Source organism: Rickettsia slovaca 13-B, from assembly GCF_000237845.1.
GTDB classification, from domain to species: domain Bacteria; phylum Pseudomonadota; class Alphaproteobacteria; order Rickettsiales; family Rickettsiaceae; genus Rickettsia; species Rickettsia rickettsii.
The window spans coordinates 895,001-912,244 of sequence record NC_016639.1; the positions used below are offsets into that span (position 1 = coordinate 895,001).

Genomic DNA, 17,244 nt, shown 5'->3' on the forward strand with positions numbered 1-17,244 from the left:
TTCTAAATTTTCTTTAAGAACTGCATCCTCTAGTAAAATACTACATTTCCAAACGCTTAGCCTTTAAATCCAATTCTTTTAAATCAAATTTTATATCGATTATTGCTCCCTCTGCTTCTCTGTTTGCTATATCTAGAATGCCGCAATGTTCTTCGACTATTCTTTTAACTATAGCAAGCCCTACTCCCATACCTTTACTGCTGGTCGTAACATAGCTTTCGGTAGCTTTGCCTATTAGCTCAGGCGGGAATCCTTTACCGTTATCCGTTACAATAACGCTAATAAAATCATCTTTAACATCTATAGTAACTTCTATTTTCCCGGATTCTCGTCCTTCTATTGACTCTTCTGCGTTTTTCAATAAATTGATCATAACTTGATTTATTTGGGTAGCATCACACATAAAATCAAATTGTTCTACGTTAGACTCAAATTTATACAAAATATTATCATTAAGTAATTTACGTGCTTCAACAATATGTTTAACTAAATAAACTAAGTCACTCTTCGTAAATTTAGGAGCAGGAAGACGTGCAAAAAGAACAAATTCGGATACTATATTTTTAATATCGTTAGTATGGCGAATAATCATTTTTAAATAATTTTCAAATTCTACCCTTTCCTTAATTTCAGGGCTAAATTTCTTCAGCAATCTTTCAGAAGCAAGTAAAATAGGAGTTAACGGATTCTTGATTTCATGGGCTACTTTTTTTGCAACATCCGACCAAGCCATAGCCCTCTGTGCTATAACTAAATCACGCTGCTGGCGAGAAAGCTGCTTAATCATTCTATTAAATGCCACATAAAGCGTGCCTATTTCGTCTTTATCTACTTCATTTTCAGGCACTTGTACCGTTAAATCGCCGTCTTTAACGTTATCGGTTGCAGTAACTAATTTTTTAATAGGTTTTACTATTTTAGCAGTAAATATAACCCCGAAACTTATAGCTACAAAAAGAAGTAATAAGGCAATAAAGATAAACATTATAGAGAACTTAATCTGTATATTATCTATTTCATTTTTAAGGCTATTATACTCGGCAGCTGCTCCGTTAGTTGCATCTACATGGTCGATAATTTTATTATCTACTAATCTACCAACTAATAAATACACATCATTATACTCTTTTAATTTAATCAGCATTCTTATTTTGGTTGGATCGGATTTTACTTCCACCAGTTCACCTAAATCCGCTTTTTTTATTAAATGTGCAGGGATAGTTGCAAATGATAATGAAAAACTTAAATAACTATTAGCTACTATAGTATTAGTAGATTTGTTTAAAACTATAGCCTCATCAAGCGAACGCATCTCTGCTTCAGTATTAAGTGTTTTAGTAAATAAAGCGGGATTGTGAATTAAATCGTAATACATATCGCTTAAATCTTCAGCAACGGCTAAAGCCGTTTCTTTTAGCTGTAATTTATGCTCGGCAATATAAGATTCTGCAACTATCACGGATTGATCAAGAACCGTAGAAATCTTCTTATCAAACCAAGCTTGAACACTAAGATTAAAAAAATAAACAGAAAATACCGAAACAATTATAGTTGGAATAGCTGCAACTAAACTAAAGGCAATTACAATACGATTTTGTAATTTAGAACTATCGTTATTATTATTTTTAGTAAAAAATTTTTGAGTTAGTAAAACACCTAAAATTAAAAAAATTGCTAAATCAACTAATAAAAATCCAATAATCGTACTAAAATTCTTTGATTCTAAAGATATCACATAAAAAGTAGCACAAGCAAAAATAATAGCTGCTGTTGCTAAAGTAAAAATTAGTACTCTACTAGAAAAATAAGAATGTAAATTTTGTTTAAGATAACTAAGCATAGATACTGTTTATATGACTATAACAGTTCTTTATAACATAAAAAAAAAGCTAATTGAAAATATTTCAAGTTTTAAGTGCCTTATTGTCATTTCTGCAAAAGCGGGGTGTTGTTGCATTGATTGTTTTTATGTCATTTTCCCGCGGAAGCGGGAATCCAGTCAAACATATAAAAACTTGTTTTTTATTATATTTATTTCATCAAATACATAAAATTTTGTATGGCTATTTTTTGGATTCCTGCTTGCGCAGGAATGACATCTTGAACGTTCGTACAACACATGGTCAAGCAACTAGATGACAATAAAAAAAGCTAGAAATATTAATATTTCTAGCTTTATTATTTAGTATGAAAATTGTTTGAAATTTTATTCATCAAACATTTTTTTACGAGCAAATTTTCTCTGTCTTCTTGCTGCTTCTTGTACTTTACGAACACGCTTCGCTGAAGGTGTTTCATAATAACGCTGTTCTTTCATCTTACGAAAATAAAGCTCTCTTTGTAGCTTTTTCTTAAAATTCTTAAGCGTATTATCACAATTACCGGCGTGAACATTTACTAGTATCACTAAAATTACTCTCCTTAAAAGATATTGTGGTTTATTGAACTATACACTATAATTCAGTTATATGTCAAGGTTAAAAATATGAGCATTCAAGAAGAACACCATATCAAAAAAATAAGCTTCGTGCAATCTTTATTAGAATTATTACCGTTTAATGAATGGAATAATAAACTACTCGAAGAAGCAGAAGAAAAATGCGGTTTCGCAAAAGGCTATAGCTTAATAGTTTTTCCAGAAGGTTTATCCGAAATAGTAGGATTCTTGGAAGAGTATTTAGATAATATTATGCTAGAAAGCTTAAAGATAATAGCAGAACCATCAAAAATAAGAGAAAAAATATCTTTGGCCGTAAAGACTAGGGTCAAAACTGTACTTCCTATTATTCATAGTAAGAATGCCGCTTATTTTGCATTAAACCCAATACAAGGAACTGAAGTTGCATTCTGTAGTTGTGATGCTATTTGGCGTTATGCCGGTGATAAATCTCTTGATTTTAACTATTATACCAAAAGAAGCTTATTGCTCTCGGTTTATGTTTCATCTATTCTTTTTTATATCCAAGACGAATCGGAAAATTATATTGAAACCGATAAATTGATTGAGACTGCCGTAGAAAATATAGTAAAAACTTTCTCACAGATGAAAAAATTACTCGCCCCTTCAAAGATCCCCATAGTTAGAATGTTTACGTAGATATGCTTAATGGGTAATATTAACTCCATATCAAATATAAAAATGCTATTGAAACTTATAAATAAAGTTAATAATGAATTACATTTAATCACTTGTCATAAGACTGTAAAAGAAGCTCAAGCATTGTTTAAACAACATGGTTCTAAATCAGAATCATTTGTTGATGAATTTTTAAAACAGAAATATCCAGAAGCGAATAAAGAAAATTCTAAATTTTAACTTGTAACCCAATAATGTCTTCTCATAACAATAATTCTTGATTCTTCTTCCTTGATGGCTTTACTTGCGGAAGAAAAAGGACAGGAAAAAATTATCCGATATATACAGCAGACAAAGCTTGGGCTAGCTTACAATTAAGTTGCAATATTGTTTTGATTCGCTAATTCACATAATATGAAAACTCAATTTAAAAAAGAATGTTCTAATAAAGAACATGATAGAACATTAGTTAATAATCAAGTTATCCCTATAAGTTATTTCGGTGAAAATTCAAAAACACTAAAGATACTTTTCTCTGAATAATTTAGATCTTCAAGAGAAGATAAATGATGACAAATATTATTCTTATAAAACAGAAAAGAAATATGTAAAGAATTTAATATTTAAAATCTGTGATTTGCTAGCTCTTATGAAAACTATTAATTTAGAGCAAAAACAAAAGCTCCTACTAAATTTAAGTAATAAAGTAGAAAGTGATGCTAAAGCACAGGGCCTTAGCGATTTAACAAAACATACTAGAGTTGAAGTAATGTTTAAATATTTAAATGAAGAGTGGCAGTATTTAGGATACGAAGCACAAATATTATCCGGCTTATGAAGCTGAAACGATAGGTAGTAACTAATAGTGAAATGAATTGAGTTAGACAAAATTTCTATATCATCTTTTAATCTGTAATACACCTTATTACTGTCTTAAATACCTTAAAAATTCTTGTATTATGACCTCTCTTGCATATAATGAAGATATTTTTAAAAATAATTTCTAAAATAATGACAAATACTAAATATTATCCTGAAGTTAGCTCGAATGCTGATTTTGCAGGCTTAGAGCGAGAGATACTAAAATTTTGGCAAGACAATAATATATTCCAAAAATCTATTGATGATAGGAACGGAGAGTCAGAATTTATTTTTTATGACGGCCCGCCTTTTGCAAACGGTTTGCCGCATTACGGTCATTTGCTTACCGGCTTTATTAAAGACGTATATGCTAGATACCAAACCATAAAAGGTAAGAAAGTCGAGCGTCACTTTGGTTGGGACTGTCACGGTCTTCCTGCTGAAATGCAATCAGAGAAAGAACTTGGCATTTCAGGACGTCTTGCAATAGCTAATTTTGGTATAGAGAAGTTTAATGCACATTGCAGAGCTTCGGTAATGAAATATGCTAATGATTGGGAAGAATATGTAACTCGTCAAGCAAGATGGGTGGATTTTAAAAATTCTTATAAAACGATGGATAAGAATTTTATGGAATCCGTACTTTGGGCATTTAAGGAGTTATATAATAAGGGGTTATTGTATGAATCTATGCGGGTAATGCCTTATTCTTGGGCATGCGAAACACCGCTTTCTAATTTTGAAACAAGACTTGATAATTCTTATCGTGAGCGAGCCGATAAAGCTGTAACGGTGAGTTTTGTACTATCTCATCCCGTGGCTACGACCATAGGATCTTTTAAAGAATACCGTATACTCGCTTGGACGACAACACCTTGGACATTGCCGTCAAATTTAGCCTTAGCAGTCGGTAGTGATATAGATTATGCATTAGTCCCTAAAAATGATGTTTGTTATATAATAGCTGCCTATTCCGTCTCTAAATATGCTAAAGAATTAGGACTTAGCGGTGAAGAAAATTTTGAGATAATTAAAGGCTCAGCACTTCAAGGATTGAACTATAAATCTTTATTCGACTATTTCGAGAATCATCCAAACAGCTTCAAGATATTTGCAGGCGATTTCGTGGTTGAGGGTGACGGCACGGGAGTCGTACATATGGCTCCAGGCTTTGGTGAAGATGACCAAATACTTTGTGAATCGAAAGGTATTGAGCTTGTTTGTCCTGTTGATAATAGCGGTAAATTCACTAAAGAAATTCCTGATTTAGAGGGCTTACAAGTATTTGATGCAAATGACAAAATAATAATCAAACTGAAAGAGCAAGGAAATTGGCTAAAAACCGAGCAGTATATTCATAATTATCCTCATTGCTGGCGAACAGATACGCCTCTTATATATAAGGCTGTTCCGTCATGGTACGTAAAGGTTACGCAATTTAAAGATAGAATGGTAGAGTTAAATCAGCAAATTAACTGGATACCTTTCCATGTTAAAGATAATTTATTTGGTAAGTGGCTTGAAAATGCCCGTGATTGGTCGATAAGCCGTAATAGATTCTGGGGAACGCCGCTGCCTGTATGGAAGTCCGATGATCCAAAATATCCACGCATAGATGTTTACGGCTCTATAGAGGAATTAGAGAAAGATTTTGGTGTTAAAGTTACTGATTTACATCGTCCGTTTATCGATGAACTGACAAGACCAAATCCCGACGATCCAACCGGTAAATCAACAATGCGTAGAATAGAAGACGTATTTGATTGCTGGTTTGAAAGCGGTTCAATGCCATATGGGCAAGCCCATTACCCTTTTGAAAATAAAGAGTGGTTTGAGGATCATTTTCCGGCTGATTTTATAGTTGAGTATTCAGCTCAAACACGCGGATGGTTTTATACTTTAATGGTGCTATCTACCGCTTTATTTGATCGCCCACCGTTTTTAAATTGTATATGCCACGGCGTAATTTTAGACTCTACAGGTCAAAAACTTTCAAAGCGTCTTAATAACTACGCCGATCCGCTGGAGCTATTTGATAAATACGGCTCTGACGCTTTAAGAGTTACGATGTTATCTTCAAACGTTGTTAAAGGTCAGGAGCTATTAATTGATAAAGACGGCAAAATGGTATTTGATACGCTTCGTCTATTTATCAAACCTATATGGAATGCTTACCATTTCTTTACGATGTATGCTAATGCCGATTCGCTTAAAGGCAAGCTTAATTTTAGCTCTAAAAACGTACTTGATGTTTATATATTATCTAAGCTTAAAATAGCCGTACAAAAAATTGAAGAGAGCTTAGATAATTTCGATACGCAAACAGCTTATCATGTAGTTTCAGAATTTTTTGAAGTTTTGAATAACTGGTATATAAGACGAAGCCGAGCTAGATTTTGGAAAAGCGAAAAAGATACAGATAAGCAAAATGCTTATAATACTCTATATTCATGTTTAGACACCATGGCTATTGCGATGTCGGCACTAGTGCCTATGATTTCGGAAGCGATATATAAGGGATTACGTCATTGTGAGGAGCGTAACGACACGGCACTCTCAGGAAAATCAAACGTCATTGCGAGGAAAGACACAAGTCTTGACAAAGCAATTTCAGGAGTATCTCATAAGATTGCCACGGCACTTTCAGTGCCTCGCAATGACGCGATTAGCGTACATCTCTGCAACTACCCTACTCTCTCAGACTTTGAAATAAATCACGAGCTGGTTGCTACTATGGATAACGTGCTTGATATTTGCAGTAATAGCCTATTTATCCGAAGCACTGAAAATATCAGGGTAAGGCAGCCACTTGCTAGCATAGCTATTATCAGTAAACATAATAACAACCTCAAAGATTTTGAAGATTTAATTAAAGATGAAATTAATGTTAAGGCGGTAATTTATCGTGACGATCTAGAAAATTACGCAAGCAAAAAACTATCGATTAATTTCCCAATGCTTGGTAAACGTTTGCCGCATAAAATGAAAGAGATTATAGCCGCTTCTAAAAAAGGTGAGTGGAAAGCTATCGCAGGCGGTTTAGCTATATGCGGTGAAACCTTAAATAGTGACGAATATAAGCTAGTTTTAGAGCCGTATTCACATATCAAAGGAGCAGCAAGTTTTGAGAATAATAGTAGCTTGTTAATACTTGATTTAGAGCTAACACCTGAGTTAATAGAAGAAGGATACGCAAGAGACATTGTACGCTTTATACAACAGGCTCGAAAAGATGCCGATTTCTCTATCACTGACAGGATTTTAATTGAGATAATAAGCGAGTTTAATTTATCTAAGATAATTGATAATTATGGAGACTTTATTAAAGAACAAACTTTAGGCGAGTTTGCTAAAAATTTCACGCCTGATTATGTAAGTAAAGTAGAATTAGAGAACCATCAAATACAACTTAAAGTTAAGAAATCGTAAATTATTTTACTATCAATTAAGATGTTGATAATTTACTTAGATTAATCTATAGTACGCACGCTATAAATTAATTTAAGGTAAATTATCATGCACAACTCCTCCACAGCTCCAGGGGGTTCTCAAATTAAAAGAACTACTAAGCCGGAAACTACTACAACAGAAAATGTAATAACTCTAGGGTATTTAAAACAATATTTTGATGCGTTTCATCCTAAAGACGGGACAGCATTAAATATTATAGCTAGCTTAGATGATCCGAATTTAAATAAAATAAATCTCATGGAAGACCTTATATCGCAAGGTGTGAAATAAATACAAAGCATTAGAATTTGCACTTAAAAACAATAATGCACAAGCTGAATATTTACTTAATCATCTTACGTTTGAACCTAATCCCAGCCTAATACAAGCAATACACAATAAAAGTTTAATTTTAGTAAAGTATTTTGTAGAAAAAAAAGGAGTGAATGTAAATTTTAGTCATTATGGTTCTAATACACTAAATGTTACTGCCGGTTTGGAAGAACCTTACAAAATAGACATTACATGTGATCTTTTAATAAACTGAATATCGTTTAACACACCATTAAGTACCGCAAATTTAAAAAATAGAAAAGAAATTGCAAAGTATCTTTTATCTAAAAATGCTAATTTAGATGTAGCTCTAGAAGTAGCAATAATATACGGTAATTTAAATGCGGTAAAAACATTATTAGATGCAGGGGTAACGATTAACGGCAATACAGACGTATCACCTTTAATGCTTGCATCAGAGTATGGGCAGGTCACAATAGTAAAATATTTACTTAAACACGGTAACTATAATGTTAAAGGATGGGAAAAAGATAACTTACATAGCGATGTATCGTGTCAACTCACTCAAATCACTGAGATTTCTACATTGTGTGAAAAAGCTAATAATCCTAACCACCAATACATATTAGAGACGATATAAAAAACACGTATATCATCACATTATGACGGATATAAGAATTTATCATCAGAACAAATAAAGCAAAAATTTTCTAAATTCAAAAAACAACTATCTAAAGATTTACACAATTTCGCAGAAATTAAAGCACTGTTAGAAGATTATTCTAGCGGGAAGAAAATTCCAATAAATACAAATACTGTAGTAGAAGACGAGGGCTATGTTTCTGATTTTAAGGTTGAAACTGAAAAACCTAACACAGGCTCTAGGTTAGAACATACTCCTTCTAAATCAGGTATATTTCGCACTTTTGCCCTTGAGGGACTTGATGAAGAAACGTCTTTAGGCGGTGATATAAAAATATTTGATTCTGAGCTTTAATAATGTCATTCCTACGATAAGATTGCTTCATTGCCTGCTCTTATGTCATTCCTGCATAGACGTTGTTGCGTGGACCAGTTTCCTAATTGTTACCCTGTGGCTTGTCCATGGGGTCTAGTTAAAAATACTAATATTATTAGTATTTTTAACTAGATTGCTTAATCAAAACTTACAATTTTCCTCACAATGACGACAAAACCTCTTACACATTTATTAGATACATATATATTACCACGAAACATGAGAATCATATTTCATGGTAATATATACTTTTTTATAAAAATCTAATTAAAATACGGAGGAACCATGGCTCATCCAAATCTTACGGAAGGAAATAATTATTTTAGGAATGAGAAATTATAAAGAAGCTATAGACATGTATAGTAAAATACACAAAAGCTCTAATTATTATCAAGAAGCACAATATTATTTAGGAGAGTGTTACCTTAATCAAGAAGAATTTACAGAAGCTGTAGAGGCATATAATAAGGTAAACAAAAATCATTATCTATTTGAAACAGCTAGCTCAAATATTTCAGTTATTGAGCAAAATTTTGACTTAATTAATTCTAAATAAATGAATATAGTAAACTGATCTCCATTTTGTACTTCGTTGTTCGTTGTCTTGCCTATTAATATATAGGCTCTACCCTTACGCTTGTCATAAAATGGAGCTGAGTTTACTATAGTAGCGAATTATAAGCGAAAGACAATATATTAGGTTCTGTGAAGGAAAATTAAATTAATCTATTTTTGCTCTTCTTTGCTGCAAATTATAAGATTGTTTTGAAATAGGAACAACTATTACTGCAAACATCTTATTAATTTTCGCTAAAAAATATCTGAAAATATAAATAATGGAATTATCCTTTACAGAATCTAATATATCAAGCAAATTCTAATAATACCTGCCCTCTTATAACATTATCCTTTTCATTAACAAAAATTTTAGCTATTTTTCCATCTCTTTCGGCAAGAATCAGGTTTTCCATTTTCATAGCAGTTAAAATCATAATTTCTTGTCCTGCCGTCACTTCCTGCCCTTCTTTCACCTTTATCGCAGCAATCTGACCGCTTAGAGGAGCTTGTAGTTCGGAGCTTTCTTCCACCACTACTTTTGAGACCATCAACGCTTCAAGTTCTGAGATACGAGGAGAGCGTACAAAGGCTTTTACGCTAATACCGGCATGCGATAATAAATAACCGGTTCTGATATTCTCAATTTTCACATTTGTCTTTTTACCGTTAATTATAGCCGTAAAAAGTTCATTACCTAAATTCCAGTTACTACGAATATATATTCTATCGCTTTCGTGACGTATATTATAGCCGTTTTCAACAGGTGTAATTAATACGGGAAATAGTTTATCATCGATAGTTACTACCCACCTTGTACCTATTTTGTTAGCCTGATTGTTAATATTGCCGGAAATTAAAGAAGCACGTCTTTGCTCCGATATATAAATAAAAATAGCCGTTGCTAAAAATACGGTAGTTACTTCTGAAGTTAGACTAGCTCCGGAAAAACCGTCAGGATATTCTTCTTGAATAAAGGCAGTAGAAATATCGCCGCTAATAAAGCGTGGATGTAGCATTACCGCTTCTAAGAAACTGATATTATGAGCAATACCGTTAATTATATAAGAACTCAAAGCAGAATGCATTAGCTCAATTGCCTGCTCTCTTGTTTCACCGTAAGTACATAATTTTGCAATCATTGAGTCATAAAACATACTTACTTCGCCGCCAAGCCCAATCCCTGTATCTATACGGATATTAGGACTCTTTGCAGGTTCGGAATAAGCTATAATTCTACCGCTAGAAGGTAAGAAACCTCGGCTTGGGTTTTCGGCACAAATTCGTGATTCAAATGCCCAACCTTTTAATTTTACGTCATCTTGTGTAAATGATAATTTCTCGCCGGCTGCGATTTGTATCATCTCTTCAACGATATCTATACCGGTAATTAGCTCAGTAACAGGATGCTCGACTTGCAACCTAGTATTCATCTCTAAAAAATAGAAATTTTTATTGCTATCTACTATAAACTCAACGGTACCGGCCGAATAATATCCCACTTTTTGAGATAAGGATATTACCTGCCGATACATTTCTTGCCTTATATCTTCAGTAATAAAAGAACTTGGTGCTTCTTCGATTACTTTTTGATGGTGACGCTGTATTGAACATTCCCGCTCTCCGAGACATACACTATTGCCGTATTGATCGGCAATTAGCTGAATTTCGATATGACGGGGAGTTTGAATTAACTTCTCAATAAATAATCTATCGTCACTAAAACTATTGGCTGCTTCAAGCTTTGCCGACTCAAAAGCATTGGCCATTTCAGCGGGATTATTCACTACTCTCATACCACGCCCACCGCCGCCGGCAGCCGCTTTTACTATTACCGGAAAACCAATCTCTTTAGCAATATCTATAGCTTGTTTAACATCGTTTATAGTTCCCATATAACCTGGCACGGTGCTAACTCCGGCTTCTATCGCTATCTTTTTTGCTTCGATTTTATCGCCCATTTTTTTAATAGTTCCGGCACTCGGTCCTATTAAAACAACACCTTCTCTTTTAAGAATATTGGCAAAATTTGGATTTTCTGATAAAAAACCGTAACCTGGATGTACTGCACTTGCACCACTTTCACGAATCGCCGAAATAATATTTTTAATAGATAAATAACTTTCCGTTGCAGGGGAATCACCTATATAATAAGCCTCATCTGCATGCTGCACATACATTGAGTTTGTATCTGCTTCAGAATATACTGCAACCGACTTTATCCCCATCTTTTTTAAGGTACGTATTATCCTAACGGCGATCTCGCTACGATTAGCAATTAAAATTTTATCAAATAATGGTTTATTCATAGTTTTTTATATCCTAATGTCACCCCGTGGCTTGACCACGGGGTCTTGTGTCACAGACTGTATTCTGAGATCCCGTGGTCACGCCACGGGATGACAGCTAAAGCGGCAAATTATCATGCTTCTTCCAAGGCAGTTCTACTTTTTTAGTACGCAGGAAATTTAACGCCTTACATATTCGCCATCTGGTATTTTGCGGTCTTATAATATCATCCAAATATCCCCTAGATGCCGCAACAAAAGGCGAAGTTACTACTTTCCTATATTCATCGATTTTTTGTTTTTTAGCTTCAGGGTTTTTACATTCTTCCTTAAATATTATCTCGGCTGCTCCCTCTGCCCCCATAACAGCGATTTCCGAATTAAACCAAGCATAGTTTATATCGCCTCTAAGATGCTTGGAGTTCATAACTATATAAGCACCTCCATAAGCCTTACGGGTAATTACAGTAATCTTCGGCACTGTAGCTTCCGCATAAGCGTATAACAGCTTAGCCCCGTGTTTAATAATACCGTCATGCTCTTGGGATGTACCAGGCAGAAATCCAGGCACATCAACAAGACTTACTATAGGAATATTGAAAGCATCACAAAATCTAACAAATCTTGCTGCTTTTCTTGAGGCGTTTATATCTAAACATCCTGCTAAATGCAAAGGCTGATTAGCCACAAATCCTACCGGATAACCTTCCATATAACCAAAGCCAATAATGATATTCTTAGCAAAATCAGGTTGTAGTTCAAAAAATTCTCCCTCATCAACGATACGCTCAACAAGCTCTTTCATATCATAAGGCTTATTAGGAGTGTTAGGTATTAACGTGCTAAGAGACATATCAACTCTATCGGCAGGATCAACAGTCGAACGAACAGGAAGAGGACTACGATTGGATGACGGAAGGAAATTAAAGAATTTACGAATTTCAAGCAATGCTTCTATATCATTGTTAAATGCAAGATCGGCAACGCCGCTTTTAGTGGTATGCATCCTAGCACCGCCGAGCTTTTCTTGGCTTACTTCTTCACCCGTAACGGTTTTTACTACATCGGGACCAGTTACGAACATATAAGAACTATTCTTAACCATAAATATAAAATCGGTTAAGGCAGGAGAATATACCGCACCACCGGCACAAGGGCCCATAATTAGGGTAATTTGAGGGATGACACCCGACGCTAAAACATTACGCTGAAATAATTCACCGTATCCGGCCAGAGCATCAACCCCTTCTTGAATTCTTGCTCCCCCTGAGTCGTTAATACCGATTACGGGAGCACCGGTTTCTATAGCTTGATCGATAATATCACAGATTTTCTTAGCATGATATTCGCCGAGAGAGCCGCCGAGTACGGTAAAATCTTGGCTATAAATAAATACCAACCTACCGTTTATCGTACCGTGTCCCGTTACAACGCCGTCACCTAAAAACTTTTTATCCTGCATCCCAAAATTATCGCATCTATGGGATACAAACATACCTGTTTCGGTAAAGCTATTCGGATCTAATAATACTTCTATGCGTTCTCGTGCAGTTAACTTACCTTTTTGATGTTGTGCGTTGATCCTAGCTTCACCGCCCCCTTGCCTTGCAATATTTCTTCTCTCATCCAGTAACTCAGGAGAGATTATATTACTTTGATTCATAGATTATTTATAGTTTTATTTTCCAAAATATCCATAATATAATATAATAATGCTAATGTGAAAAGATAATTATTTATGTCATCTACCAACTATATCAAAGAAGCACCGAAAAAAGCCAAATCACCAGCTAAATTTGATAATTTATCAACTGCCTTAAAAAAGAATTTACAAAGAAGAAAGAAAGTTAAAACGAAAGATACTACAAGCCAAGCTTTATCTGCATTACAAACAATAGTCAAAAATTACACTGATTCTACGGACGAAAACATTTCTCTTGTAGATGAATTAATAAAATCAAGATGCTTAGAAACAGAAAGTAAATAAGCACCACATTTGACATATTAATATAAATTGCTAATATTTGGGGAGTTTAGGTTTTGTTGCATAGCTCGCTTATGTCATTCCCGCATAGGCGGGAATCCAGGGTAAAGCGAGATAAATCGAGTTTTTAGTTTTAAAAACTTACTGTATTTATATTTTTTAATTACTGGATTCCTGTTTTCACGGGAATGACATAAGAGTCACCCAATAAAATTGGTATTTAAAATATTTTATATCATGGACACAAACAAATTATATCTTTTCAAAGATAGACGATTTTTACCGAATTTTATAGTGCAGTTATGCGGTTGTCTTAATGATAATATATTAAAAAATGCTCTGGTAATCCTTATAACTTATGGTATTTCAGGAGCTTTAAGTAAATATAATAATCTACTTGTTTTAATTGCTAATGCTACTTTTGTATTACCTTTTATAATATTCGCAAGCATAGCAGGACAAATTGCCGATAAATACGAGCGTGCAAATCTTATTAAAATTATTAAGATTTGTGAAATCGGTATAATTGCCTTTGCAATTTACGGATTTCATCATAATAATCTGTTAATCCTGTTTTGTTCTATTTGCTTAATGGGTATACATTCTACTTTTTTCGGTCCAATCAAATATAGCGTATTACCTGATCACCTAAATAAAGACGAACTACTTGGAGCTAACGGCTTTGTTGAAGCCGGAACTTTTATCGGTATTTTTATCGGTACTATAATCGGCAGCTATTATACAATCAGCAATAATTTTATAATTTATTCCTTAATTACCATCGCTTTTCTTGGCTTTATTACAAGCCTTTTTTCCCCAAAATCTAAAAATGTAAATCGTGATATTAAAATAAATTTTAATATTATAGATGAAAGCATAAATATGATTAAATATGCCAAAGCAAAAAAACAGATATATTTAGCTATACTTGGTATTTCATGGTTTTGGTTTATCGGAGCTGCTATAATTTCTCAAATACCTTTACTTGCTAAGATAACTTTTAAAGCTGATGAGAATGTTGCTAATTTATTTTTAGCGGTTTTCTCGCTTGGTGTTGGGGTCGGTTCGTTTTTATGTAGCAAAATATTTGAAGATGAGATTACCGTTAAATATCTATTTATTTCAGCCCTAGGCATTAGTATTTTCGGTATTGATTTATTCTTTGCAAGTAGAATTAGCTCAGTTAACTACGAACCTACTCAGCTAAAAAGTATTTTAGTATTTTTATCGAAAAGACATAATTGGCGCATAGTTATAGATTTATTGTTCTTAGCGGCAATAGGCGGATTATATATCGTTCCGCTTTTTGCGATATTACAGCATTACGCAAACCCTGCTCATCGTAGTCGAATTATTGCCGTTAACAATCTTATCAATTCCATTTTCATGGTGGGATCCACAATAATTCTATCTTTATTATTTTACCTAAATTTCACTATACCCTGGATTATATTATTTATTAGCCTAGCTAATATAATCGTTACTATACATATTTACCGTTTAATACCTGAAGTTAAAATTATTCCATTTAAGCTATTGCGAAGAATATTCCAAATCTGTTTTGATCTTATGTATAAGGTTGAAGTTAAAGGATTTGAAAATTTTCAAAAAGCAGGTAAAAAAGTAGTAGTGGTCGCTAACCATATTTCATATCTAGATCCGCCGCTAATTGCTACTTACTTACGAGAAGAAATGACTTTTGCAATTAGTCCCGATATACAAAAAATATGGTGGATTAAACCATTTTTACGTATGGCAAGAACTTTGCCGGTTGATCCAAGTAACCCAATGGCAATAAAGACTTTAGTAAAAGAAGTACAAAAGGATCAGAAAGTAGCAATTTTCCCTGAAGGTAGAATAAGCGTTACCGGCTCTTTAATGAAAATATACGAAGGACCGGGAATGATTGCCGATAAAGCCGGTGCTACCGTCTTACCGGTTAGAATAGACGGTACTCAATTTACTCATTTATCAAAATTAAAAAACATATTAAAAAGAAAAATATTTCCTAAAATTACTATAACCGTTTTACCGCCGGTAAAATTCGCTAATATGGATGCCACAAGCAATCAAGAACGACGCAGTTATATATCTAGGACTCTTTATGATATCATGGCTGACATGATGTTTGAAAGTTCAGACTATCAAAATACTGTATTCTCATCTCTTATAGAAGCTGCTAAAATTCATGGATTTAAGAAAAAAATAGTTGATGATTTTGAAAATAATGCGGTTACTTATCGAGATTTAATATTAAAATCTTTTATCCTAGGTGATTTAATCAAAAAGAATAATATCTTTGGCAGAAATTTAGGCTTAATGTTGCCTAATACCACGAATACGTTAATTACTTTTTACGCTATGCAATCTAGCGGTTATGTTCCTGCTATAATTAACTGGAGCAGCGGCATAAGTACTATTATTAACTCCTGTAAACTTGCACAAATTAAAGTAGTTTACACTTCAAAACAATTTATTGAGAAAGCAAATTTACATGAATTAATAACTAACTTATTAGATTTCGGTATTAAAATAATATATTTAGAAGATTTTAAAAATCAGATTGGTACAGCCCTAAAACTAAAAGCAAAAATAGGAAGTTATTGTGCCCAAACTTATTACAATTATTTTTGTCATAATCGTGATGACGAAAAACCGGCAGTGATAATTTTTACTTCGGGTACTGAAGGTGAACCTAAAGCCGTATTATTATCTCACAGAAATTTACAAACTAATAGATATCAAATAACTGCTAAAGTACCTTTTAGCCCTGAAGATATAGTATTTAATGCGCTACCGCTATTTCATTGTTTTGGTTTTAGTGGTGCAATTATTACAACTTTAAACGGTATTAAGCTGTTTCTATATCCTTCTCCACTAAATTATCGTAGCATTCCTGAAGTTATATACGATATTGGAGCAACTATATTAATTTCTACCGATACTTTTTTAAACGGTTATGCTAATTACGCTCACCCATATGATTTTTACTCATTACGCTATATATTTGCCGGTAGCGAGAAATTAAAAGAATCTACACGACAATTTTGGCTTAATAAGTATGGCATACGTATTTTTGAAGGATATGGGATTACAGAAGCCTCACCTATTATAGCTTGCAATACCCCTATGCATAATAAAGCAGGCACGGTAGGAAGATTATTACCGAAAATTGATTATAAGCTTGAGAAAGTAGAGGGAATAAATGAAGGGGGACGTTTATTCATTAAGGGTCCTAACATCATGCTTGGTTACTTGGACTTAGAAGGTCACCGTACTTATAAAGAATGGTACGACACAGGCGATATAGTCAAAATCGATTCTGAAGGATATATAACAACTCTAGGACGTTTAAAACACTTTGCTAAAATAGCAGGGGAAATGATATCTCTTACAAAAATTGAAGAACTTGCAAGCGAAATTGATCCTGATTCCTTGCACGCTGCTATTTCTATTCCCGATAAAACGCACGAAGACAAGATTATTTTACTTACTACCGGTTCCAATATAAATAGAGAGAACTTTGCAGATGCTGTATCTAAAGCTCAAATTCCTTTACTACATTTACCGAAAGTAATTATTACCGATTCAGAAATACCTCTACTTACAAACGGCAAAATTGATTATCTTGAGATTATGAAAAACGTGGATAGATTTTAACGTCATTGCGACTGCAAGGAGCGTGGCAATCTCAGGAATCGTGCCTGAGATTTCTTTG

At 33.7% G+C, this 17,244-nt stretch carries 14 protein-coding genes and 1 pseudogene; 11 read left to right on the forward strand and 4 right to left on the reverse strand.

What is annotated here, in order from left to right; genetic code table 11:
* Positions 1–40: 40 nt before the first annotated feature.
* Together RSL_RS04870 and rpsU are read right to left on the reverse strand one after the other, a co-directional pair.
* On the reverse strand, positions 41–1,840 hold the full coding sequence (locus tag RSL_RS04870) for a sensor histidine kinase NtrY-like (protein ID WP_014273667.1): 1,800 nt from the start codon (positions 1,838–1,840) through the stop codon (positions 41–43).
* Between the two features lie 366 nt (positions 1,841–2,206).
* A complete protein-coding gene (gene rpsU / locus RSL_RS04875; RefSeq protein ID WP_004997902.1) occupies positions 2,207–2,407 on the reverse strand; it encodes a 30S ribosomal protein S21 in 201 nt (66 codons plus the stop codon).
* A gap of 78 nt (positions 2,408–2,485) precedes the next feature.
* Here rpsU and RSL_RS04880 point away from each other — a divergent pair, with 78 nt between their 5' ends.
* From RSL_RS04880 to RSL_RS04920, 9 genes and pseudogenes are all read left to right on the forward strand, one after another.
* A complete protein-coding gene (locus tag RSL_RS04880; protein WP_014273668.1) occupies positions 2,486–3,097 on the forward strand; it encodes a COQ9 family protein in 612 nt (203 codons plus the stop codon).
* A 9-nt stretch (positions 3,098–3,106) separates the two neighbouring features.
* Positions 3,107–3,316, forward strand: coding sequence for a hypothetical protein (locus tag RSL_RS04885; RefSeq protein WP_014273669.1), 210 nt, complete (start codon positions 3,107–3,109; stop codon positions 3,314–3,316).
* A gap of 174 nt (positions 3,317–3,490) precedes the next feature.
* Positions 3,491–3,619, forward strand: coding sequence for a hypothetical protein (locus tag RSL_RS10525; RefSeq protein ID WP_014362393.1), 129 nt, complete (start codon positions 3,491–3,493; stop codon positions 3,617–3,619).
* Between the two features lie 106 nt (positions 3,620–3,725).
* Positions 3,726–3,914 (forward strand): hypothetical protein, encoded by a 189-nt coding sequence (locus RSL_RS08865; RefSeq protein WP_014419890.1) that lies wholly within the window; start codon positions 3,726–3,728, stop codon positions 3,912–3,914.
* Positions 3,915–4,087: 173 nt separating this feature from the next.
* Complete coding sequence (gene ileS, locus RSL_RS04900; RefSeq protein WP_014419891.1) at positions 4,088–7,366, forward strand: isoleucine--tRNA ligase; 3,279 nt, start codon at positions 4,088–4,090, stop codon at positions 7,364–7,366.
* 87 nt (positions 7,367–7,453) lie between these two features.
* Positions 7,454–7,678, forward strand: a complete 225-nt coding sequence (locus RSL_RS04905) for a hypothetical protein (protein WP_014273671.1) — start codon at positions 7,454–7,456, stop codon at positions 7,676–7,678.
* A gap of 256 nt (positions 7,679–7,934) precedes the next feature.
* Positions 7,935–8,042 (forward strand): annotated as a pseudogene (locus tag RSL_RS10695) (ankyrin repeat domain-containing protein); the annotation flags it as partial.
* Positions 8,043–8,096: 54 nt separating this feature from the next.
* Complete coding sequence (locus RSL_RS04915) at positions 8,097–8,321, forward strand: hypothetical protein (protein WP_324602884.1); 225 nt, start codon at positions 8,097–8,099, stop codon at positions 8,319–8,321.
* 706 nt (positions 8,322–9,027) lie between these two features.
* Positions 9,028–9,255 (forward strand): tetratricopeptide repeat protein, encoded by a 228-nt coding sequence (locus tag RSL_RS04920; protein WP_014273672.1) that lies wholly within the window; start codon positions 9,028–9,030, stop codon positions 9,253–9,255.
* A 310-nt stretch (positions 9,256–9,565) separates the two neighbouring features.
* On the opposite strand, the gene RSL_RS04925 is transcribed toward RSL_RS04920, so the two are convergent.
* On the reverse strand, positions 9,566–11,563 hold the full coding sequence (locus tag RSL_RS04925; RefSeq protein ID WP_014273673.1) for an acetyl-CoA carboxylase biotin carboxylase subunit: 1,998 nt from the start codon (positions 11,561–11,563) through the stop codon (positions 9,566–9,568).
* Between the two features lie 97 nt (positions 11,564–11,660).
* Positions 11,661–13,205 carry an acyl-CoA carboxylase subunit beta gene (locus RSL_RS04930; protein WP_004997890.1) on the reverse strand — a complete coding sequence of 515 codons (1,545 nt, stop codon included), beginning with the start codon at positions 13,203–13,205 and terminating at the stop codon, positions 11,661–11,663.
* A gap of 75 nt (positions 13,206–13,280) precedes the next feature.
* Here RSL_RS04930 and RSL_RS04935 point away from each other — a divergent pair, with 75 nt between their 5' ends.
* Complete coding sequence (locus tag RSL_RS04935) at positions 13,281–13,529, forward strand: hypothetical protein (RefSeq protein ID WP_004997887.1); 249 nt, start codon at positions 13,281–13,283, stop codon at positions 13,527–13,529.
* Positions 13,530–13,763: 234 nt separating this feature from the next.
* The gene (locus RSL_RS04940) at positions 13,764–17,186 is read left to right on the forward strand and encodes an acyl-[ACP]--phospholipid O-acyltransferase (protein WP_014273674.1); all 3,423 of its coding nucleotides are present in this window, start codon (positions 13,764–13,766) and stop codon (positions 17,184–17,186) included.
* Positions 17,187–17,244: the final 58 nt, after the last annotated feature.